This window comes from Gryllotalpicola koreensis (genome assembly GCF_039538185.1).
GTDB classification, from domain to species: Bacteria; Actinomycetota; Actinomycetes; order Actinomycetales; family Microbacteriaceae; genus Gryllotalpicola; species Gryllotalpicola koreensis.
Genome location: NZ_BAABBW010000003.1, coordinates 270,043 through 290,713 on the forward strand (window position 1 = coordinate 270,043; position 20,671 = coordinate 290,713).

A 20,671-nucleotide genomic window follows, 5' to 3' on the forward strand; every position below is an offset into this window, starting at 1 on the left:
GAAGGGGACCTGATGCGCAGGACGACGCTGAAGGACGTCGGCGACCGCGTCGGCGTCTCGGCGAAGACCGTCTCGAATGTCGTCAATGGCACCGGCTGGGTCAGCGAGGACCTCGCCGAACGGGTGCGCGCCGCGCTGCTCGAGCTCGACTACCGCCCCAACAACGCGGCCCGCCTGCTGCGCGGCGGCCGCAGCGGCATGATCGCGCTCGCTCTGCCCGATCTGCGGCAGTCCTACTTCGCCGAGCTCGCCGCAGCATTCGTCGACGAGGCGGCAAAACGCTCGACGACGGTGCTGATCAACCAGACCAACGCGCTCGCCGACGCGGAGCGGCGGATCAGCGACGGGGTCGGCCTGCCGATCCTCGACGGGCTGATCCTGTCGCCGCTCGCCCTCGGCGCCTCCGAGCTCGAGAAGCGGGTCGACTCAACGCCGATGGTGCTGCTCGGCGAGCATGCCGACGCCACGGCCCTGCCGCACGTCGGGGTCGACAACGCGGCGGCGGCCCGCGCTGCAACGGAGTATCTGCTGGCATCCGGTCGCACGCGCATCGCCGCGATCGGCGCCCAGGCTGCAGGTCCGAACGAGACCTCGAAGCTGCGCATGGCGGGGTACCGGCAGGCGCTCAAGGCGGCGAAGGTGCCATGGCGACCCGAGCTCGTCCAACGCGTCGGCGACTTCCGCCGCGCCGACGGAGCCGAGGCGATCCGCCGCCTGCTTGAGGCGGGCACCGAGTTCGATGCGGTCTTCGCCTTCAACGACCTCATGGCGCTCGGCGCCCTGCATGCGCTCAGCGAGAGCGGGAAGCGGGTGCCTGACGAGGTGGCGGTGGTGGGCTTCGACGACATCGAGGAGGGGCGGTACAGCACCCCGTCACTCACGACCGTCGCGCCGGACAAGAGCGCGATCGCCGCGCTCGCGCTTGACCTTCTGCTCGGCGCTCCCGAGCCGAACACCCCTGTCAAGCACAGCCAAGTGCCCTTCCGTATCACGAAGCGAGAGAGTGCGTGAACACGACAGACCGTCCCGATGCCGGCCGCCAAGACGGCACCTACCCCCGCCCGCAGCTCGTGCGCAACGCCTGGCGCGATCTCACCGGCACCTGGGAGTTCGCCTACGGCAGCGTGCCCGATGAAGAGCCGGGAAGCATCGACTTCGAGCGCACGATCGAGGTGCCGTTTCCGCCGGAATCCCCGGCGTCCGGCATCGGCGAGACGGGTTTCCATCCTGTCGTCTGGTATCGCCGCACCTTCGACAGGTCCGATCTGATCGCGGCCGGTCTCGCTGAGGGCAGCCCGCGTACGATCCTTCGCTTCGGCGCCGTCGACTACGTTGCGGATGTCTGGCTCAACGGCCGCCACCTCGGGCGGCACCAGGGCGGCCAGACCCCCTTCCACTTCGACATCACGAGCAGCGTCCGGACGGACGCGCCCAACGAACTCGTCGTGCGCGCCCTCGACGACCCGCTCGACGTCGAGGTGCCGCGCGGCAAGCAGGACTGGCACGAGGACCCCCATGCGATCTGGTACCACCGCACCACCGGTATCTGGCAGCCCGTCTGGCTCGAGTGCGTTCCCGAGCTGCACGTGACGGCACTCGCATGGCAGAGCGACACGGCTCAGGCATCCGTTGATCTCGAGTTGGTGCTGAACGCGCGGCCGGCATCCGGCACCACCGCGACCGTGCGGGTCGACTTCGAGGGCGAGCTGCTCGCGCAGGCATCCGTCGCCCTGCTCGATGTCACGTCTCACGTCACGATCGCGATCCCGAGGCAGCGCAACGGCCAGCAGTATCAAGAGCTGCTCTGGTCGCCCGAGCACCCGCGGCTGCTCGACGCGTCGATCGTGGTCGAGACGGACGACGGCGATCAGACGGATGCCGTGGCGAGCTACCTCGGCCTGCGCACGGTCGCCACCGACGGCCGTCACCTGCTGCTCAACGATCGCCCGCTGTACCTGCGGGCGGTGCTCTCGCAGAACTACTGGCCGGAATCGCACCTGGCGGCGCCGTCTGCAGAGGCGCTCAAGAGCGAAGTCGAGCTGATCCTGTCGCTCGGGTTCAACGCGGCACGGGTGCACCAGAAGGCGGAGGACCCGCGGTTCCTGTACTGGGCCGATCGGCTCGGCCTTCTGATCTGGGGCGAGACGGCGAGCGCCTACGAGTTCTCTCCGCGTGCGGTGCAGAACCAGGTGACCGAGTGGACCGACATCGTGCTGCGCGACCGCTCCCATCCTGCCGTGATCGCGTGGGTGCCGCTCAACGAGAGCTGGGGGGTGCAGCAGATCGCGCACGACCCGCGACAGCAGGCGTTCAGCCGCGGCATCGCCGACCTCACCCGCGCGCTCGACGGCACGCGCCCGGTGATCTCGAACGACGGGTGGGAGCACACGCGTTCCGATCTGCTCACGATCCACGACTACGACGGCGACCCCGAGTCGCTCGCGCGGCGCTATGCGAGCGAGGAGACGATCGCCGAGCTGACCGAGGGGATGGGCCCGGCGGGCCGGCTGCTGCACGCGGATGCGGGAGATCACGGATGCCGTACGCCGGTGCTGCTCACGGAATTCGGCGGAACCAGTTGGAACGCCGCGCCCGTCGACGGCTCGTGGGGGTACAACACGGCGACGAGCGCCGATGACTTCCTCGCCCGGGTGACGAGCATCGTCAAGGCAGCGACGTCATCGCCGGTGCTCGCGGGCTTCTGCTACACGCAGCTGACCGACACGGGGCAGGAGACGAACGGCCTGGTCACCGAGTCGCGCGAGCCGAAGGCGCCGCTCGAGAGGCTGCGTGCGGCGATCACGGGCTGCTCCGACCGTTGAGGAGCGCACAGCGCGTCTAGAAACGATCCCGGGTGCAATCGAGCCCCCACTTCGGAATGGACCCGAAGGCTTTGGCGAGCCGGGCAGCCACCCCCGGGCTGAGCCGGCTGGTCCCGTTGAGTACCCGGATCATCGTGGACGGAGCAACTCCGAGTCGAGTCGCCAACTCGCGGCCGCTCATGCCGAGGGGCTCGAGGTAGCTCTCGAGGATGGACTCGCTGGGGTGCGGCGGGTTGAACATGGCCTTGGTCTCGCTCATCGGTGGTAGTCCTCGTAGTCCAGCACGTAGGCGTCCCCGTCTTGGAACTCGAACGTGACTCTTCAGTTCCCTGTGACGGTGACGCCTGTTTCCTGATCCCTGGCCCTGTTGCAGCTAGCTCGTGCCGAATAGTTGCGGCCGGCTTAGGACGTGTCGCCAAAGGCGAGGAGTCGTACGCTGACGTTGTGGGGCTGATGGACAAGCTGCGCCGAGGGCGAATGAAAGATCCCGTCGAGGGCGAGTTCACTGTCGCGTCGGCGGATCATTACGTGACCGCCCACATGGATTACGTGATGGCGTTCCGGGTCGACGGTGTCGTGACCGCTCCCGGGGTGCCGCCCACGCCGGTGCGCCGCGATCCTGTCACTGTCCGCAGGGAAGACTGGATTCAGGTGGGGCAGGTGTTTCCGGCGACCGTGGACCGGGCGGATCCCAAACGCGCGGTGATCGCCTTCCCGGTCGTCGAGAACGCGGGACACAGCAGTAGCGAGTCCCGCCGAGCGGCCGAAGGTCTCGCCCGACAGATGGCCTCGGAACAAGAGAAGCCGTCGTCATGACGGTCAGCAGAGGTCTCTGGCCCATCGAACCGCTCCGCGATCCCGCGATATAGGGCTCTGTCGGGCCGGACGAGATCCGCCTACTTCCCGACCTTCGGCTCCTTCGAGTTGTACCGATCGAGCAGCCCGGCGAACATCTTGAGCTCGTCATCGCTCCAGTCGGCGAGCCTCTCGAGCGACGCCTTGCGCTGCTCTCCGCGGGCGGACGACAGCCGCTCCCTCCCGCTTGCGGTCAGCTGCAGTTCGCGCCCGCGATGGTGCGAGTCCTCGCTGCGCGCCTTGTACTCGACGAGGTCGTGATCGAGCAGCGAGGCCACCTGTCGCGACACGGTTGAGCGGTTGAGGTGGAAGGAGCTCGCGATGTCGGTCGCCCTGCACCCCGGAGTCGCACCGATGAACTGCAGCAGGGAGTGCTCGACGTAGCTGAGCGGGGCCGCCAGGCGGCGGGCGCGGGCGGTCCCGCGCCGGGTGATGACGTTGATCTCTTCGAAGATGTCGTCGAGCAGCGCTGCTCGTGAGGACTTCGGCCGTGCCATGGCATGAACCTAGCCCCAACGACCGTGTGATGCACCATGCAAACGGAGGATTTGTCACCCTCGACCGAGGGGAATTGTTGTCGTGATACAAACAATGAGATGCGCCTCCCTCGGGGGCTGGCGGGGTCTCGGATGCCTGGCTACTTCCTGCCCCGAACAAGGGGCAGACCCGACGTTTGAGCCGCGCATTGGGGGCAGACGTTCGCGTCTAGCAGCGATCTCTCGTTCCTAGGCTGAGGGCGAGGGGAAGGGCGAGGTCTTTTTCCTCTCTGCGACCCGACGCAGACCACCCAGAACTTCCCCGACCGGAGCCTTGGCATGGCTGACTTGACGACGTTTGGCGTTGCATCCGCAGCGTCCTCGCGTGTCGTGGTCGACTGGCGCACGTCGTTCGCGCGTCGCCTCGCGCTCACCGATGCCGCCGCGCTGCTCTGGGTCATGTTCGGCACCGAGCTCGTGTGGCTGGGTTTCGGGCGCACGGTCGACGCGGGCGGCGCACCGTTGCGGCTCGGCGGCATCAGCTACTCGCTCGTCTCGTTCGTGATCGCAGCGATCTGGATGCTAGCGCTGAGCATCTCCGGCACCCGCAACGACCGCGTGATCGGCACCGGCTCGACCGAGTACAAGCTCATCTTCGACGCGACGCTGCGGGTCTTCTTCCTGGTCGCGGTCTTCGCTTTCCTCTTCAAAGTCGACCTCGCGCGCGGCTACATCCTGATCTCGCTGCCGCTCGGGCTCGCCGCACTCTTCGTCGAGCGCTGGCTGTGGCGTCAGTGGCTGCAGCTGCAGCGCGCGGAGGGCGCCTACTCTTCGCGGGTCATCCTCATCGGATCGCGCGAGTCGATCGCGCACATCGGTGCCGAGCTCCGGCGCGCGACGTACGCCGGCTACTCGATCGTCGGTGCGATCGTGCCGGGCCAGCACGACGCGGTCGTACTGCCGACCGGCCCCGCGCTGCCGATCGTCGGCGACGTCGACCGTGTGATCGAGGCGATGGATCGAACGGATGCCGACACCGTCGTCATCACGAGCGGCGACGAGCTCTCGCCCGAGCGCGTGCGGCGCATCAGCTGGTCGCTCGAGCCCGGCCGGCGGCACCTTGTCATGGCACCGAGCCTCACCGATGTCGGCGGTCCGCGCATCCACACCCGGCCGGTAGCCGGCCTGCCGCTCATGCACGTCGAGACGCCGCGTTACGAGGGCGGACAGCGTGCCGCCAAGCGCGTCTTCGACATCGTCGGGTCAGGCCTGCTGCTGCTCGTGCTCTCGCCGGTGCTGCTCGGCGCCGCGCTTGCGGTGAAGCTCACTTCGCCGGGGCCCGTCTTCTACAAGCAGGAGCGCGTGGGCCGCGACGGCGGACGCATCTACATGCTCAAGTTCCGCTCCATGATCGTGAATGCGGATGCCCAGCTGAAGTCGCTGCTGGAAGAGCAGGGAACGGTCGGCACGCCGCTGTTCAAAGTGAAGAACGACCCGCGCCTGACCCGGGTCGGAGCGTTCCTGCGCAAGTACTCCATCGACGAGCTGCCCCAGCTCTTCAACGTCTTCAACGGCGAGATGAGCCTCGTCGGCCCTCGCCCGCAGCGCGACCCCGAGGTCGAGCTCTACGACGCGGCCGCCTGGCGCCGCCTCAACGTGCAGCCCGGTATGACCGGCCTGTGGCAGGTCAGCGGCCGCTCCACCTTGTCGTGGGAGGAGGCGATCCGCCTCGACCTCTATTACGTCGAGAACTGGTCGCTGGCGGGTGACCTCGTGATCCTGTGGCGCACGCTCAGGGCAGTCCTGGCGCCGGGTGAGGACGCGTTTTGAGTGGCACCTGAGGCCGCGCACCCCTATTGCCGAGGTTCCGCGTATGCGAAGAGCACCGCAGCCTTACTCCCAGCCGAAGACCAGCAGAGCGTAGCTCGCGAGCAAGAGCGGCAGGGACACGATCAAAAGGCCTCGTTGCCGCAGTCCGATCGCCGCGATCGCGCAGCTTACGGCTTGCGAGACCATGAATGCTGCCAGGTATCCCGTGCCAGAGGGGCGAGAAAAGAGTATCCACAATGTGACGCTCGACGCAGCCAGATCGACGATCACCTTGAGAAGGATCGTTGTCCCTTTGCGAAGTGCGTTCAGTTCACGCGTCACGAGCGGCGCCGCAAGAATGCTGAACAGCCACGACGCGAGAGCGAACGCATTCGAGGGAACGTCGGCTACGGCATGCCAGTGCAGACCGAGTGCCGCCGCCGCGCAGGCGACGGCGATGGCGAGAAGCAGCTGTGCCGTCCTGCTCATGCTTCGCGGCGTCGCGGACCAGTTGAAACGGGCCAGGAGCATGGAATTGACGCCGACCCCAACCACCGATGAGCCGATTCGCGTGACTAAAAACAGGATGGCGGTCATGCCTGAAGTCAGATTGGCCGTCGCACTGACATAGAGGCTGGGAAATACCGCGCTGGTTATGGCCCCGAGCCCGAGCCCCACGCCATGACGCGTGCGGCTCGACGTCGTCTCGTCAACCGCTACGTGCACTGCCGAGTACCTCACTCGATGGCTTCGGTACTTGTAACGGATGACGGCAAGACCCACCGCACCACCAAGCACCCAGCCCAGCTGGGGAAAGCAGTCGAGCAGCCAGCCCGTTCGGGACAGGGACAGAAAGTCGGCCCCGATCCCGAGAAAGAGCCCGACGTTGGGCGCGATTGTTGTAGCCGCGAGCGGCACAGGTCGCCCTTCGCATGCCATGCGAGCGCCATAGAGTCCTGCGACGGCCATCAAGGCGCCGCCGACAGCGACGGCACAGAAATAGAACGCCATGACGGCTGTGCCGAACTCGCTCGCCAGCTTCCCTCGGGCGACCACAATGAAGACGACCGAGCTGAGCGCAGCAGAAAACGCGATCGACACAGTGCCCCAGCGCTTCCAACCCTGAAACCCGGGCCGGCCGATGGCGAGCAGGTAGACCACACCGAGGACGATCCCCGTAAACGGACCGTTTCCGGTTTGGATGCCGATGGCGTACAGCGCGGAACGGCTCGGGCCGAGCAGCGGTAGCAGCAGCAATGCGGCGGCGGAGACGCCCTGCGAGATCAAGGTCGTCGCTAGAACTGGGCCGAAGCGCGAGGCGGCGTCCGTGATCTTCGCAAATGCAGCCAGGCGCAAATCGCGCAGTCCGGACTCGGAGAGCTCGGTTGGGGCGCTCTGCCTTGGGGCCTCAGTCTCGATCGCTGAGGACATGGGAACTCTCGACGGATCTTTGGAGCTCATAGTCACGCAGGATTCAGCTTCCGATTCGGACCCATCCGCCCGCGCTTCTTGTCTGCCAAGCCGGCTAGGGCGCGCCAGAATTCTGAGGGACGGCCAAGTCGGATCATTCGGAATACGTCCTTGGGTAAAGCGAGCAGCCATGGCCAAGGGTGCAATTCGGAATGCTTTGAGGAGAAGTACGTCAGGTTCCGGTATTTGTAATAGAGCGAGTAGGCGCCAGGCTCTTGAGCTCCCCATGCCTGCGGATCGGCGAGGATCTTCCATCCGGCTCTTGATAAGCGATATTGCAGGTCTACCTCTTCAACATAGAGAAAGTAGGATTCATCGAATCCTCCGACCTGATCCAGTGCAGACAGCCGCAACAAGAGGCATGCGCCGTCTCCCCACGCAATGTCGTGCGGCGAGCGGTGCTTCACAGTGGCGACTGGCGCCCCTTGTTCCGGATGCAGCGTCCGACTCATCTTGGTGATGATCCCGCCGGTGGAGAAGACTCGCTCGGGGCCAGACCGATAACGAAGGTACGGGACAGCGACGGCCGCATCATTGTGGGACTCCAGGAGCGCATGCAGCCGTTCGAGAGAGCCGGGATCGAGCGTCGCATCCTGGGTCATCAACAGTACATAGTCCGCTCGACCCGCAAAGGACCGGAATATCTCATTCGCCGCAGCACCATAACCCGCGTTATTCGACATGCGGATCACTTCCGGGGCGGCAGTTCCCGGGGAGGCGACGTAATCTCGGGAATTGTCCGCCACCACGACATGCTCTGGGCGACGCGACCAGTTTCGGGTCGATTCAAGCAATTCGTTGACCGCGTCGGAGTCGCGGTAGTGCACGATCCCTAGCGCTATGCGAGGCATGGTTCCCGGTCCAGGGGGAGTGCATCGACATTGCTTGCCAGGTGCCCTGCAGTCGTAGGCATACGGATGGATCTCGAACGGCTCATAGGACTGCCACGCCGTCTTTCGGGGGCGTGAAGACTCCGGGCGCCCGCCCGATGAGCCATCCGTCGGCCAGAATTCGGCCGTCGGCCAACGGAAGGGCGTAGCGGGGTGCTGGCACAGCCAGCGCCTCGATGATCGCGGTTGCCAAAGCTCGGGGGGTGAGTTCCGTCAGCACATGCTGCCCGTGCTGAGTCAACCAGCGGGCCAGTCCGGTCTCGGCAGTTGTGACGATGGAAGTGCCGTGTGAGATGCCCTCCACGATGGGTAGTCCGACCTGTTCGCGCCACCGACCGCTCGGACGAGAGGGAAGGACAGAAACCCTGGCATGCCGATAGAGAGAGTGAACAGTTTCCCGACCGACGAGCCCGTGGAACACGATGCTCGGATATGTGGCGGAAGCGGTAGCCGTAGCGCCTTCAAGTGGTCCGCTTCCGGCAATGTGGAGCATTGCTGTTGGTCGAGCGGCCACGACAGCCGGCCATGCTTCGAGAAGCGTATCGAGGCCCTTGCGCTGCTCAAGAGAAGTCACGAATACAACGCTGTCGGTGCGCTCTTCAGAAGGGCTCGTGCAGGCGCATCGCGTAGGCAGCGCTTCGATAATGCGGGTCTGCAGGTGGTCGTCCTGTAGGGCACCCAAGCCGGCCGTCGTTATAAGCGCTTGCCGTGCGCCGCTGGTTCCGAATGCGATGCGGTCGACGTGCCTGAGATGGCCTCGCGCAAGTATTCGACTGATGGTCCGCCACAGCGCAGGCGGCAGCGTCGCCAGGCGGCGCGGCAATCTGTCTGGCGTCGAGTTCTCGATCGCATATGTCACGACCGAGATCTCGCGTCGCCTCGACCCGGATGCCAGACGAAGTGCAATAAGCAAGATCATCGTGTGTGGCCAGTACCTGAACCAGAGCGGTTCGGGAACCTCTAGTACCCGGGGGCGACTGACGAGAACGCGCCTGATGATCTCTCGAAGCGTGCCGGAGAGAAAATCCGGGCGATTCGCCGCCAGCGCCTCATCGAAATCGGCCCGTCTCTTCAAATAGAGAGTGAGGCCAGGAGCCATCTCCGACGCACGCTCGAAGTGCACCGAACGAACCTCGGGATAGAACCGAATGACGTCATGGGTCGCATCGCGAATGGACGTGCTCGGTGGGTGAGTTGCAGGACTGCCCTCGGGATTCACCTTGTGATCAACTCCCTGCGGGCTGGTATGCGTGCAAGCTCAGAAGTCGGCTGAATCCGTTGTGCCCGAAGATCTCGATCGCTGACGCGGGTCAGCGCGAAGATCGAAACCGGCACGAGCACACCACTGGTCAGACCATCAGTCGGCACTATGAGGGCAACCAGAACGGCGATGACGAAGAGCCCTGGCATGTTGGACCGGGTTCCGAGATACAGCACCGCCAGAGCCAGGAAGACAACACCAACGAGCCCGTACTCATAGATCATCTTTGCCGCGGTCGGCGTTGTGATGAGGCCGTCTGAGCCCTGAGCGGCCAGAGAGAGCGTGATCGCGTGAGCTGAACCGGGGCCGAGGCCGACGAGCGGGCTCGCTTGCAGAGCTTGAGGTACCAGGTTCGTATAGGGCAGGACCAGGCGCATGCTGTCACTGGTGCCCTCAACGTTCGTAGCACGGTCGACTATCGCCGCGGTCTGGGGCAGATAGCGGATCAGCGGAATCGCGATCACAATGCCAATGGCATAGGGGAGAGCCTGGCGCATACGCACAATCGCCCAAACCAGAAAGACCGGTGCCAAAACAAGTCCCGACACGGCGACCGAGCTCAAGAGCCCCGCTAGCAACGTCAACATGCAGATGACACGCCAACGTCCAACTCGTACTGCACCGGTCAGAACTGCAAGAAGAGCGAGCGCTGAGAACAGAGAGAGGAATGAAGGCTCAAGGAACAGGCCACCGTTGGCTTTCATCCAGTGACCGCCCCATACCACGGCGTATGTGTCGTTGAACCCAGGAACAAGGATCGAGCTCGGAAGGCTAGCGAGCGGATCGGGAAAGACCGGCATGGCGGCGCTAACGGTCGACTGGATAAACCCGAACGCCCCACTCACGGAGGTCGCCAACACTGCCCCGGCAAGAAACCTGTTCGAACTCAGGTTGCGGGGCAGGACCGCAATCGGCAGCCAGAGGAGCGCGATCTGAATGACGCTCGTAACGCTGGTGTCGGTCGTTGCCGAGAGTGCGAGCGCGAATGCCACGAAGATCGCCCAGATAGAGAGCGCCACCCCGCTGACCGCAACCGCTCCGCGAACAAACAAGATCGCAAGGAACACCAGGAGGATCAGCGGCGCAACAGGAAAGATGAAGCTTCCTGCCGGTACGCCAACTCGTTGAAGTGCGATAACCAGAACGCCCAGGATGAACATCGAGCGATCGGCCGTCCGACCGTTCGTCATACTGGGAAATCGCTCAACGAAAGGCTGGGACATGCTGCACCTCCAGCCCCGGCGCGTTCGCTTCTGTCGCCTTCTTCGCCGTTGACCGCCGCTCTCACGGCTTCATCAAGCTGGTCAATGTCCGCGAACCAGTGCACAGGTGAATTACCCGTCCGGTCTACGTAATCAAGCGACTCGTGAGCGATGATCGGGCGCCGAGCCGCCTGGGCCTCGACGAACTTGTTCGGCACGCCGCTTCCCGCCACATTGGTGATCAGCACTGCCGTGTTGCCGTCGTAGATGTGTGCAAGCGAGGGCGCCCATCCCATGTGTCGCGCCGTGCTTGGGAGGACCATGTCACCGGCATTCGGCCCATAGATCTCGAGCGGCCGCTTTGTGTACTTCTGCGCGGCTTGCGCCGCAACGCTCAGCCAGGCGCGGGTGAACGCGCTGTTGTGGAATGACTTCAGATCGGCCGGCACGACCAGCCGTTGAACCGGTCCCGTCATTGGCTGGATTCCCGCGAGGGCGGGATCAGCACGGATTCCCAGCACGCGTTGTTGACCCGGCCCGACGAGTCGTGCGTCCGCCTCTGCGTCGCGGCTTGAGATGTAGGTGATGAGTCGGATCTTGCGAGCGGCAACGCGCTGAAGCAGTAATCCGGCCCGCGACGGCAACGTGCTCGCACTGGAGCCTCGCCGAGCGGCCACTTGGAGGTGCCAGCTGTCGCAGGCGTCGTAGATGACGTGGTGGGTGCGCGAAAGCGCGGCGGCAACGAGCAGGAGATGCGGCGCTCCGAGCCCGACGACAAAGGCCGTGGTAGCTCCTGCGGACCGAAGGTCTCTACGGATCCGAGCAGTCGCCGTCAGCGTGCTGTACGCCCGGAAGCCCAGACCCGAAGCCGATGCGGTGTGCGCACTCAACGGAACCGCCGGAACGCCGTTGTCCCCGAGCCACGCGAGGGTCGAGAGAGCCCGTCTTTGCGGCCCGGTCGGAAGGTCATCGAGGGGAACTTCGGTGACAACGGCGACAACGCGATCCATCGGACCTCCCCTTAGGTCTGCGCTTACAGATGCAGCCCCGGTCAGGGGTACAAAAGCGGCTTGTGTTAACTGCGCGCGCAGGACGGCGCCGCGACAATTATTCGTCAAGTCACGGCGGCAGACGCGTCGATGCTTGAAAACCCCCCGGCATTGGGGTATCGGCCGGAGGAAGGCACGAAAGGGCACCCGCTTACTGTTGAGCAGTGTCTGGCAGGGGTCTTCGTGTGCTCGTCGTGGGGCTTCACTATGCCCCTGAGCTCACCGGCAACGCGCCGTACACCTCTGCGCTCGCTCGCGGGCTGTCTGCGCGTGGGCATTCCGTCCGCGTGCTCACCGGCTATCCCCACTATCCGGACTGGCGGGTGTTCAACGGCTTCACCGGCAGGTCGAGGACCTCGCGCGAAGACGGGGTGCTGGTCGAGCGCAAGCGTCAGTATGTACCGCAGAAGCCTTCGCTCGCTCGTCGGCTGCTTTCCGAAGTCAGCTTCGGAACCCGCGTCTTGTTTGCGCGCTGGGGGAAGCCCGATGTCGTTCTGGCGGTCTCTCCTGCCCTTTTCGGAACGGTCTTCACCGCGGCGAAGCTGAAGCTCAAGCGCATTCCCGGCGGCATCTGGGTGCAAGACCTCTACAGCCTCGGACTGGCGGAGACGGGACAGGGCGGGTCCACCGCCGCGCGGGTGATGAGAAGGATCGAGTCCGCGACCCTCCGGTCGGTCAATGGTGTGACCGTCATCCACGACCGGTTCCGCAGCCAGGCGATCACGCATCTCAATGTGCCTGCGGAGAGGGTCCGTGTCATCCGGAACTGGACGCACATCAGCGCTCCCACTGATGTCGATCGCGCTGCAGTCCGCGCCCGGCTCGGGTGGCAGGACGACGAGGTCATCGCCCTCCACTCGGGCAACATGGGTGTCAAACAGGGGCTCGAGAATCTCGTCGAGGCCGCGCGCGTCGCTGACCAGGTCGGCGCCAAGCTCAGGCTGGTGCTTCTCGGCAATGGAAACCAGCGGGACAAGCTGGTGGCAGCCGCCGAGGGCGTCGAACGCATCCAGTTCCTCGACCCGCTGCCTGACGGGGAGTTCCAGCAGGTGCTCGGCAGCGCCGACGTCCTTCTGGTCAACGAGCTGAAGGGTGTGGTCGAAATGTCCGTGCCGAGCAAGCTGACGACGTATTTCAGTACCGGTCTTCCGGTCATCGCCGCCACCAATGACGGGGGAGCGACGGCCGGCGAGATCGAAGCCTCCGGTGGTGGCATCCGTGTCGACGCCGGCGATCCCGCGGCACTGGTTGACGCGATCGCCGCGCTCGGCTCGGATCCAGAACGAGCACGGCGACTGGGCGCCAGGGGACTAGCATTTCGGGAAGTCCATCTCGCCGAAGATTCCGCAATTGACAACTATGTCGAGTGGCTCACCTCGCTGGTCGACTCAACCCGAAACACGGAACCCGCACATGACTAAGCGCGCATTCATCACCGGCATCACCGGGCAGGACGGGTCGTATCTGGCCGAGCTGCTGCTGGCGAAGGGCTACGAGGTGCACGGGCTCATCCGCCGGGCATCCACCTTCAACACGAGCCGCATCGACCACCTCTATGTCGACCCGCATGACCCCGACGCGAAGCTGTTCCTGCACTACGGCGACCTGAGCGACGGCGCCCGCCTCGTCAGCCTGCTCGCGTCGCTGCGGCCCGACGAGGTCTACAACCTCGCCGCGCAGTCGCATGTGCGCGTCAGCTTCGACGAGCCTGAGCACACCGGCGACACCACGGGCGTCGGCTCGATGCGCATGCTCGAGGCGGTGCGCATGTCGGGCATCGACACGCGCTTCTACCAGGCATCCTCATCAGAGATGTTCGGCGCCACCCCGCCGCCGCAGAACGAGGAGACGCCGTTCTACCCGCGCTCGCCCTATGGCGCTGCGAAGGTCTACTCCTACTGGGTGACGAAGAACTACCGCGAGGCGTACGACATGTTCGCCGTCAACGGCATCCTCTTCAACCACGAGTCGCCGCGCCGCGGTGAGACGTTCCTCACCCGCAAGGTCACCCGCGCCGTCGCGGCCATCAAGGCCGGGAAACAGGAGCACGTGTACCTCGGCAACCTCGACTCCATCCGCGACTGGGGCTACGCCGCCGAATACGTCGAGGGCATGTGGCGGATGCTTCAGGCCGACGAGCCCGACGACTTCGTGCTCGCCACGGGCGGCAACTTCACCGTGCGCGACTTCGTCGAGACCGCGTTCAGCCACGCCGGGCTGAACTGGCAGGACCACGTGCGCTTCGACGAGCGCTACCTGCGCCCGACCGAGGTCGACGCGCTCATCGGCGACGCCTCCAAGGCGCGCGAGAAGCTCGGCTGGGTCCCCGAGGTCGACACCGCCGCCCTCGCCCGCCTGATGGTCGACGCCGACATCGAGGCGCTCGAGCACGCCGGCACGAACTGGATCGACAAGGTGGCGCTGACGAGCTGGGGCACCGCCGAGGGCGCGGCCGCATGAGCGACGCGTTCGCCCCGCGGCCGCTCGACCGCGACGCCACCTTCTATGTCGCTGGCCACCGCGGGCTCGTCGGCTCGGCGATCTGGCGCAAGCTCGAGGCCGAGGGGTTCGCCGCCCTCGTCGGCAGGAGCTCGGCCGAGCTCGACCTGAAGGACCGCGCCGCGGTCTTCGACTTCTTCGCCGAGACCAAGCCGAGGTACGTCGCGCTCGCGGCGGCGAAGGTCGGCGGCATCCTCGCGAACAACACGTACCCCCACGAGTTCCTGAGCGAGAACTTGCAGATCCAGCTCAACGTGATGGACGCCGCGCTGCAGGCCGGCGTCGAGCGGCTGCTGTTCCTCGGCTCCTCCTGCATCTACCCGAAGTTCGCGCCGCAGCCGATCCCCGAGGATGCGCTGCTGACCGGGCATCTCGAAGAGACGAACGACGCGTACGCGATCGCGAAGATCGCGGGCATCATGCAGGTGCAGGCGGTTCGCCGCGAGTACGGCCTGCCCTGGATCTCGGCCATGCCGACGAACCTCTACGGGCCAGGCGACAACTTCTCGCCGACCGGCTCCCACGTGCTTCCGGCGCTCATCCGCCGCTATGACGAGGCAGCCGCAGGTGGGGCATCCGTCGTCACCAACTGGGGCACCGGAACGCCGCGCCGCGAATTCCTGCATGTCGACGACATGGCGGATGCCTGCCTGCACCTGCTCGAGAACTATGACGGCCCGCAGCAGGTCAACGTCGGCACCGGCACCGATGTCACGATCCGCGAGATCGCTGAGACCATCGCCAAGGTGGTCGGCTTCGAGGGCGAGACCGAGTGGGACACGTCGAAGCCCGACGGCACCCCGCAGAAGCTGCTCGACGTGTCTAAGCTCGCGGCCGCGGGGTGGACGGCGCGCATCGGCCTCGAGGACGGCATCCGCTCGACCGTCGACTGGTACCGCGCGCAGCACGGCGCCCTGCGCGAGAAGTAGGGCTCTCAGCCGTCCGCGTCGAGCCGCGCCCGGAACGCGAGGTCGTCCTCCGCGCGCTCCATGTGCTGGGTGACCACCATCGTGTAGGCGCGGTGGATCAGCGCGCGCTGCGCGTCGTTGAGCGCCGTGAGCTGGCCGGATCCTTTCCGCGGTCCGCCGAGGAAGACCGCCGGCCCGTGCACCTCGCCGTGGAACGCGGACTGCATCAGCTTGGCGAGCGGACCGGCCACGAAGTTGCGCTTGTTCTCGCCGGCCCCAGCGGCGGCGCACAGCCAGATGCCGAAGCCGCACGGGGCGAGCTCGAGGGAGTCAGAGTGCAGGAACCGGCGCAGGCTGTCGCGCTGGGCTGCGCGGTGCGGGACGACGACATCGGTGATCTGCGACGGCCAGCCCGCGGCGACGAGCAACCCGGCGAGCGGCTGATCGCTCTTCGGCTGGGGCGCGGCGGTCGGAGACTTCGTGGGCGTGCCGGCCGCGGCTGCGGCATCCGTCATCTCACCGTCGCGATTCACGCCTCCACCTACGTGACTGAGAGTAAAAGGGGCGGCCTGCTGGAACCCGAATTCCGTACGCAGGCCGCCAGAGGTCAACCCGACTGAGGCGTAACCACGACCCCGACGCTATCGGCGGGCCGCCCCGGCGTCGGCCGCGGCAACGCATAATCACCTCTCCGCTGCGACGGCTCACCCCGGTGGGTGGTCGCGGTCCCCGCAAACAGGGGTCCAGAAGGGTTAGGAGAAGGGGCGCGGATGCCTGCTGCGCTGCACCAGGGGAGGGGGCGGTGGGCTCGCGATCAGCTCGTGGGCGCGACTGAAGCCGTCCCAGTCGCGGTACGCCGCAGGTTCCGCCTCGATGCCGCCCGTGCGCAGCACATCGCAGACGAACTCGAGATCGCGGCCCTCGCGCACCTGGATGCGCAGGAACTCCATCAGCCGCGGCGGTTCGGGAGACACCCCGGCGAAGAACGCGACGGCCTCACTGAGGACCGTGGTCACGAAGCGAAGCCGGTGGATCTCGTCGCGCAGCGCGTTCAGCTCGTCGGCGACGGTCCGCATCGGCCGCGAGGGCGCGTCGAGCGCCCGCAGCTGGCGGCGCGTGTTCTCGCTCATTGCTCGATCCGTCATTCTCAAGCTCCTCGTCCTGCGGCGCGAGGCGACCGTAAGCACCTCGCGAGCGCGGCGAGGCCGATCGACGATCGTTTCACCCTTTCCACGCGCAGATTCACCCGATGGATCGCCGCATGCGTGCCTCGTATGCGGGCGTCGTTTCGTTTTCCTCAGCGTCTTGACAGGATCGTGTCTGGGGGAAGTCGCGGGAGGTGATATCGGCGTGGCAGAGCCTCGCCCGGGCGAGCAGAAGCTCGTCGGTGACTTCGTCGTACGTCAGGCGCCGGAGACGCCGCGGCGCGCGCTTCGCCACCGCACCCTCGAGACCCGCCTGAGCGCGCTCGCCGCCGCGCAGGCCGTCATCTGGGTGCGCGCGCCGTCATACAGCGGAAAGCGCAGCGCGGTCGCCGCATGGTTGCGCGGGCGTCAGCTGTCACGCCGGCCGACCTGGCTCGTCCCCGCCGACGGTGGCTCTGCGGCCGCATCGTCGGCTCGGCCGCTGGAGAGCTTCCTCGCAGGCGAGGCCGCGCATGGGGCATCCCGGCTCCTCGTCCTCGATCTGGGCTCGGTGAGGCTCAGCACGGCAGACCTCGACGCCCTGCGCACGCAGATAGCGCGCCATCCGCGCGCGCAGGCGATTGTGATCACGGATGCCGACCGCATGATCTTCACCGAAGGCCGCGCCGACATCGAGCTCGGGGACCTCCATCTGCCGGCGGAGGCGCTGCGCGAGGAATTCGCGGCCCTGGGCGTCACCGTGACCGAGCAGATTGCGCAGGACCTCGCCGGCCACGCGGGCGACCTCGCGCTCGCCGCCGCCTATCTCGCGAGCGTCAGCGAGAACCCGGGCCTCAGCGCCGTCGAGATGCTGGAGCTGGCGCGCGCCCGGGCGACCGCCGGCTTCGTGCAGCGGGTCGCACCTGACCACGCGTGCGATCTGCTGACGATCCTCACCCTTCTTCCGGTCGTGCGCGAGCAGTCACTCGGGGAGTATCGGGGGCTGCCCGACGCGTTCGTCGTGCTCGCACAGCGGGGCCTGATCTCGCGGATGGGCAGCGGGACGACCGTGTCGTACGCCCTGCCCGAGAGCCTGCGCGAGGTCGTGCGCTCGATCCTCATCGGCCACTACCTCACTCACCGTGCGCGGCTGCACCGCGCCGCCGCAGGCATCGCTCTGCAGGGCGACGACCCTGCCCAGGCGATCGCGCAGTACCTCGCGATTCCCGACGAACAGGCGGCGATGGCGCTGTTCCGGCAGCGCTGGAGCGCTCCGCCGCTTGACGTGCGCAAGGCGGCGGGGATGCTTCAGCAGCTGTCGGCGGCGGACATCCTCGCCGACCTCGAGCTCACGGCGGCCGCCTGGCTGATCCGCCTCGGCGCTGAGGGGCGTCCGACGCGTGGACCCATCGAGATCAGGCTCAGGCGCGCCACCACCGAGGAGATCTCGCGTCTCGATCTGCCGGGCCGGCTGACCGTTCGCACGGCGCAGTCCATGTCGTGCTTGGACCGCCGCGACACCCCGGGCGCCGCAGCGGTCGTCGCCGAGGCGTTCGCAGATCTCGAGCGCGCGCCGCTCGGCGCGCCGGAACACCTCGGCCACATCTACACGACGTTCCTGCTCTCGGCCGCGCGCACCGCCGTCTACCGCGGCGCGCTGACCGAGTCGAGCGAGCTGTATGACGAGGTGCTCGCCCTGCCGGAATCCGCGGAACAGACCATCAACACGTATCGAGCCCATATCGGCCGCGCGCTGGGATTCACGCTCAGCGGTGAGCTGACCGCCGCGCAGGAGGCGCTCGACGATGCGGCATCCGTCGCCGCCGGCCATGCCGCTCTGCACGGCCGGCTGGATCGCATCGCGGCCTGGTGCCAGGGCGTGATCTGGAACCTGCAAGGCCATGACGAGCTGCTCGACACACTGCCGCAGACGCATCCCGCCGCTGGGGCGCAGGACCGCGACACGCGCGAGTGGGACCGCATCCTCACCGCGCTGCGCGCTCAGGCGCTGCTGCGCAAGGGCTTCGCGATGGAGGCGGCGACGCTGTGCCGCCGTGCCGTCGACTCGCTCGACGCCGAGCGCGACCATCCGGCGATCAGGGAATGGATGATCTCGGTGCTCGGCCTCGCGCTGACCTCCTCCGGGCAGCCCGGGGCCGCGCTGGCGCTGACCGCGAGCATTCCGCCGAGCGCCGACCACGCCTCGTGCCTGCATGCGGTCAGGGCCTTCGCCCAGATCGTCGTCGGGGACCCGCGAGCAGCGCTGCAGACGACGGCGGAGTGCGTCGAGATCGAGCGCCGGCACTCGAAGCTGCCCCTCATCGGCGTCTTCCTCGCCCGGTCGTTCGCCTTCGAGGCGCTCGGGCTGACGAATGCCGCCGAAGACGCGTACCTCGCGGCCCTCGGGCTCGCTGACGATCTGGGCATCAGGATCAACCTCGACCCGGCGTCGACGCGGATGATCTCTGTCCTGCACCGCCGCAGTCTGGAGCGCGCACCGCGGCTGCTGGAGCGCACGCTGAAGGCGGACCCCGATGGGGTCAGGCAACCGCGCGCCGATGTCCCGCCCGAGCTCTCGGACAAGGAGCGGCGGATTCTGCAGTATCTGATGACCTCGATGCCGCTCGGCGACATCGCCGAGGCACTCTTCGTGAGCCCCAACACCGTGAAGACGCACGTGAAGAACATCTATCGGAAGCTCGGGGTGCAGTCGCGGAAGCAGGCCGCGGACGTCGCCGCCGGGTGGGGGCTCGGCTCGGCGCCGCTGCCGGGGGAGCTCGGGTGAGTCGCGGCGCGGGCGCCGGCATCCGCCACGGCCTGCTGCTTGGTCGGAAATGGCCCCCTCCCGCGTGAAAAGGGGTGCATTCGCGACGACGCAGGGGTGCAATCGCGACCAGAGAGGCGGCCCGCCGCGACCAGGACCAGCCCGAGAAGGACCACGCCGCGGCTCCGACTGGCGCGGATTGCGGGGATCTTCGCCTACACAGGCGGCACGTCACCTCATCTCTGCCACTTCGGGCCCATTGCGCGAACGACGGCATCCTCCGTTCCCGCATCCTGGGCCGATGCCACAGCCGAAGAAGCCGTTGCCGATGGCGCTCGAGGGCCGCCCCTTCGCATACGCCGACGCGCTTGCGCGCGATGTCAGCCGCTCACGCACCCGACGTTCCGATCTTGAGTCGCCGATGCACGGAGTACGGATGCCTCACGGGTACACCCAGGTCAAGGAACTGCGCGTCGCGGTGGGCCGCCGCTGTGAGGCATACGCCACCAAGATGCGTGCCGACCATTGGTTCAGCCATTTCACGGCGGCGATTCTCCACGGCTTGCCCCTGCCGTTGCGCTTCGAGATCCGCGATGTGGTGCATGTCTCTGCTCCGGCAGGGCATCGTGCACCGCGCGGGCGCAATGTGCGTGGCCACAGCACCAGCTTCGGCACGATCGTCACGATCGGCGACCTCCGGGTTCACGATCCCGCCGAGACCTGGTGTGAGCTTGCGCCGTTCCTCACCGTCGACGAGTTGATCCAGGCGGGCGACGCGCTGCTGTCGGACTTCCGGCGCCCGCCTCTGTGCAGCCCCGAGCGCCTCGCGAGTGCGGTGAAGGATTATGGCGACCGGAAGGAATCCGTCAGGCTCCGCGTCGCTCTGCCGCAATTGCGGCTGCGGGTGTGGTCACCTCGCGAGAGTTGGGTGCGATTGATTCTGTTGCGCAGCGGATTCCCCGAGCCGGAGCTCAACGCCGACATCTTCGACGAGCTCGGAAGGCGAGTCGCCATCGGCGACTTCGTCTACTGGCGTTTCAAGGTGCTCATCGAATACGAGGGTGAGCCGCACGACAAACCGAAGCAGTCGATCATCGACGTCGATCGGTTCAACGAGCTGTCGGCACTCGGGTGGACGATCGTGCGGATCAAGAAGCACCACCGCCCCTCCGAGATCAGCCAGATGGTCGCTCGCGCGCTTTCCGCACGTGGCTGGACGCCTGGCCGCTGAGCTCCGATGCACCGGGCCGGGGCTCAGTGGTCGCAATTGGTCCGCTTCCTCTCGAGGAGCAGGCCATTTGCGACCACGCAGAGGGCCGTTCGCGACCAACCAACCAGGCGGGGTAGTGCAGAAAACGGAAGAAGCCCCTCGCGAGGAGGGGCTTCTTCCGTTGCGTTATGCAATTTCCATGAGTCGGGGTAGCGGGATTTGAACCCACGACCTCTTCGTCCCGAACGAAGCGCGCTACCAAACTGCGCCACACCCCGATGGCCCGAAAGCCTCAGCCAGTCTAGCCGATTCGGTCGCGGGGGACGAATCCG

18 protein-coding genes and 1 tRNA gene are annotated in these 20,671 nt (G+C 66.6%); 9 read left to right on the top strand and 10 right to left on the bottom strand.

The features are described 5' to 3' along the window. The first annotated feature begins 12 nt into the window (after window positions 1–12). Window positions 13–1,011, top strand: coding sequence for a LacI family DNA-binding transcriptional regulator (locus ABD708_RS09815; protein WP_344753856.1), 999 nt, complete (start codon window positions 13–15; stop codon window positions 1,009–1,011). Further along, window positions 1,008–2,822, top strand: coding sequence for a glycoside hydrolase family 2 protein (locus ABD708_RS09820; RefSeq protein WP_344753858.1), 1,815 nt, complete (start codon window positions 1,008–1,010; stop codon window positions 2,820–2,822). The genes ABD708_RS09815 and ABD708_RS09820 overlap by 4 nt, the downstream gene beginning before the upstream one ends. Before the next feature lie 16 nt (window positions 2,823–2,838). Here the strand turns inward: ABD708_RS09820 and ABD708_RS09825 are convergent, their stop codons facing one another. Then, entirely contained in the window at window positions 2,839–3,195 is a 357-nt protein-coding gene (locus tag ABD708_RS09825; RefSeq protein ID WP_344754520.1) for a HigA family addiction module antitoxin, read from the bottom strand. A 71-nt stretch (window positions 3,196–3,266) separates the two neighbouring features. Here ABD708_RS09825 and ABD708_RS09830 point away from each other — a divergent pair, with 71 nt between their 5' ends. Then, window positions 3,267–3,638 (top strand): hypothetical protein, encoded by a 372-nt coding sequence (locus ABD708_RS09830; protein WP_344753860.1) that lies wholly within the window; start codon window positions 3,267–3,269, stop codon window positions 3,636–3,638. A gap of 80 nt (window positions 3,639–3,718) precedes the next feature. On the opposite strand, the gene ABD708_RS09835 is transcribed toward ABD708_RS09830, so the two are convergent. Continuing rightward, on the bottom strand, window positions 3,719–4,174 hold the full coding sequence (locus ABD708_RS09835) for a MarR family winged helix-turn-helix transcriptional regulator (RefSeq protein ID WP_344753862.1): 456 nt from the start codon (window positions 4,172–4,174) through the stop codon (window positions 3,719–3,721). A gap of 318 nt (window positions 4,175–4,492) precedes the next feature. Between ABD708_RS09835 and ABD708_RS09840 the strand changes: the two genes are divergently transcribed. Then, window positions 4,493–5,983 carry a sugar transferase gene (locus tag ABD708_RS09840; RefSeq protein ID WP_344753864.1) on the top strand — a complete coding sequence of 497 codons (1,491 nt, stop codon included), beginning with the start codon at window positions 4,493–4,495 and terminating at the stop codon, window positions 5,981–5,983. Window positions 5,984–6,046: 63 nt separating this feature from the next. Here ABD708_RS09840 and ABD708_RS09845 read toward each other — a convergent pair whose 3' ends face one another. From ABD708_RS09845 to ABD708_RS09865, 5 genes are all read right to left on the bottom strand, one after another. Then, the gene (locus tag ABD708_RS09845; protein ID WP_344753866.1) at window positions 6,047–7,393 is read right to left on the bottom strand and encodes a hypothetical protein; all 1,347 of its coding nucleotides are present in this window, start codon (window positions 7,391–7,393) and stop codon (window positions 6,047–6,049) included. Between the two features lie 32 nt (window positions 7,394–7,425). Continuing rightward, window positions 7,426–8,283 (bottom strand): glycosyltransferase family 2 protein, encoded by an 858-nt coding sequence (locus tag ABD708_RS09850; protein WP_344753868.1) that lies wholly within the window; start codon window positions 8,281–8,283, stop codon window positions 7,426–7,428. Window positions 8,284–8,365: 82 nt separating this feature from the next. Continuing rightward, entirely contained in the window at window positions 8,366–9,445 is a 1,080-nt protein-coding gene (locus ABD708_RS09855) for a glycosyltransferase (RefSeq protein WP_344753870.1), read from the bottom strand. A gap of 92 nt (window positions 9,446–9,537) precedes the next feature. After that, entirely contained in the window at window positions 9,538–10,806 is a 1,269-nt protein-coding gene (locus ABD708_RS09860) for a hypothetical protein (RefSeq protein ID WP_344753872.1), read from the bottom strand. Then, complete coding sequence (locus tag ABD708_RS09865; RefSeq protein ID WP_344753874.1) at window positions 10,770–11,795, bottom strand: hypothetical protein; 1,026 nt, start codon at window positions 11,793–11,795, stop codon at window positions 10,770–10,772. The genes ABD708_RS09860 and ABD708_RS09865 overlap by 37 nt, the downstream gene beginning before the upstream one ends. 224 nt (window positions 11,796–12,019) lie before the next feature. Between ABD708_RS09865 and ABD708_RS09870 the strand changes: the two genes are divergently transcribed. From ABD708_RS09870 to ABD708_RS09880, 3 genes are read left to right on the top strand one after another with little or no spacing between them, the layout of a single operon-like run. Continuing rightward, entirely contained in the window at window positions 12,020–13,255 is a 1,236-nt protein-coding gene (locus tag ABD708_RS09870) for a glycosyltransferase family 4 protein (RefSeq protein ID WP_344753876.1), read from the top strand. Next, window positions 13,248–14,294 (top strand): GDP-mannose 4,6-dehydratase, encoded by a 1,047-nt coding sequence (gene gmd, locus ABD708_RS09875; protein ID WP_344753878.1) that lies wholly within the window; start codon window positions 13,248–13,250, stop codon window positions 14,292–14,294. The genes ABD708_RS09870 and gmd overlap by 8 nt, the downstream gene beginning before the upstream one ends. Then, window positions 14,291–15,262 carry a GDP-L-fucose synthase family protein gene (locus ABD708_RS09880; protein WP_344753880.1) on the top strand — a complete coding sequence of 324 codons (972 nt, stop codon included), beginning with the start codon at window positions 14,291–14,293 and terminating at the stop codon, window positions 15,260–15,262. The genes gmd and ABD708_RS09880 overlap by 4 nt, the downstream gene beginning before the upstream one ends. 5 nt (window positions 15,263–15,267) lie before the next feature. Here ABD708_RS09880 and ABD708_RS09885 read toward each other — a convergent pair whose 3' ends face one another. Continuing rightward, the gene (locus ABD708_RS09885; RefSeq protein ID WP_344753882.1) at window positions 15,268–15,774 is read right to left on the bottom strand and encodes a hypothetical protein; all 507 of its coding nucleotides are present in this window, start codon (window positions 15,772–15,774) and stop codon (window positions 15,268–15,270) included. A 219-nt stretch (window positions 15,775–15,993) separates the two neighbouring features. Continuing rightward, window positions 15,994–16,371: a hypothetical protein gene (locus ABD708_RS09890; RefSeq protein WP_344753884.1), complete on the bottom strand. Its 378-nt coding sequence runs from the start codon at window positions 16,369–16,371 to the stop codon at window positions 15,994–15,996. A gap of 220 nt (window positions 16,372–16,591) precedes the next feature. Between ABD708_RS09890 and ABD708_RS09895 the strand changes: the two genes are divergently transcribed. Together ABD708_RS09895 and ABD708_RS09900 are read left to right on the top strand one after the other, a co-directional pair. Beyond that, complete coding sequence (locus ABD708_RS09895; RefSeq protein ID WP_344753886.1) at window positions 16,592–19,150, top strand: helix-turn-helix transcriptional regulator; 2,559 nt, start codon at window positions 16,592–16,594, stop codon at window positions 19,148–19,150. A gap of 307 nt (window positions 19,151–19,457) precedes the next feature. After that, entirely contained in the window at window positions 19,458–20,360 is a 903-nt protein-coding gene (locus ABD708_RS09900; protein WP_344753888.1) for a DUF559 domain-containing protein, read from the top strand. A gap of 183 nt (window positions 20,361–20,543) precedes the next feature. On the opposite strand, the gene ABD708_RS09905 is transcribed toward ABD708_RS09900, so the two are convergent. Continuing rightward, window positions 20,544–20,617: transfer RNA gene (locus tag ABD708_RS09905), tRNA-Pro, on the bottom strand. Between the last annotated feature and the right edge of the window lie 54 nt (window positions 20,618–20,671).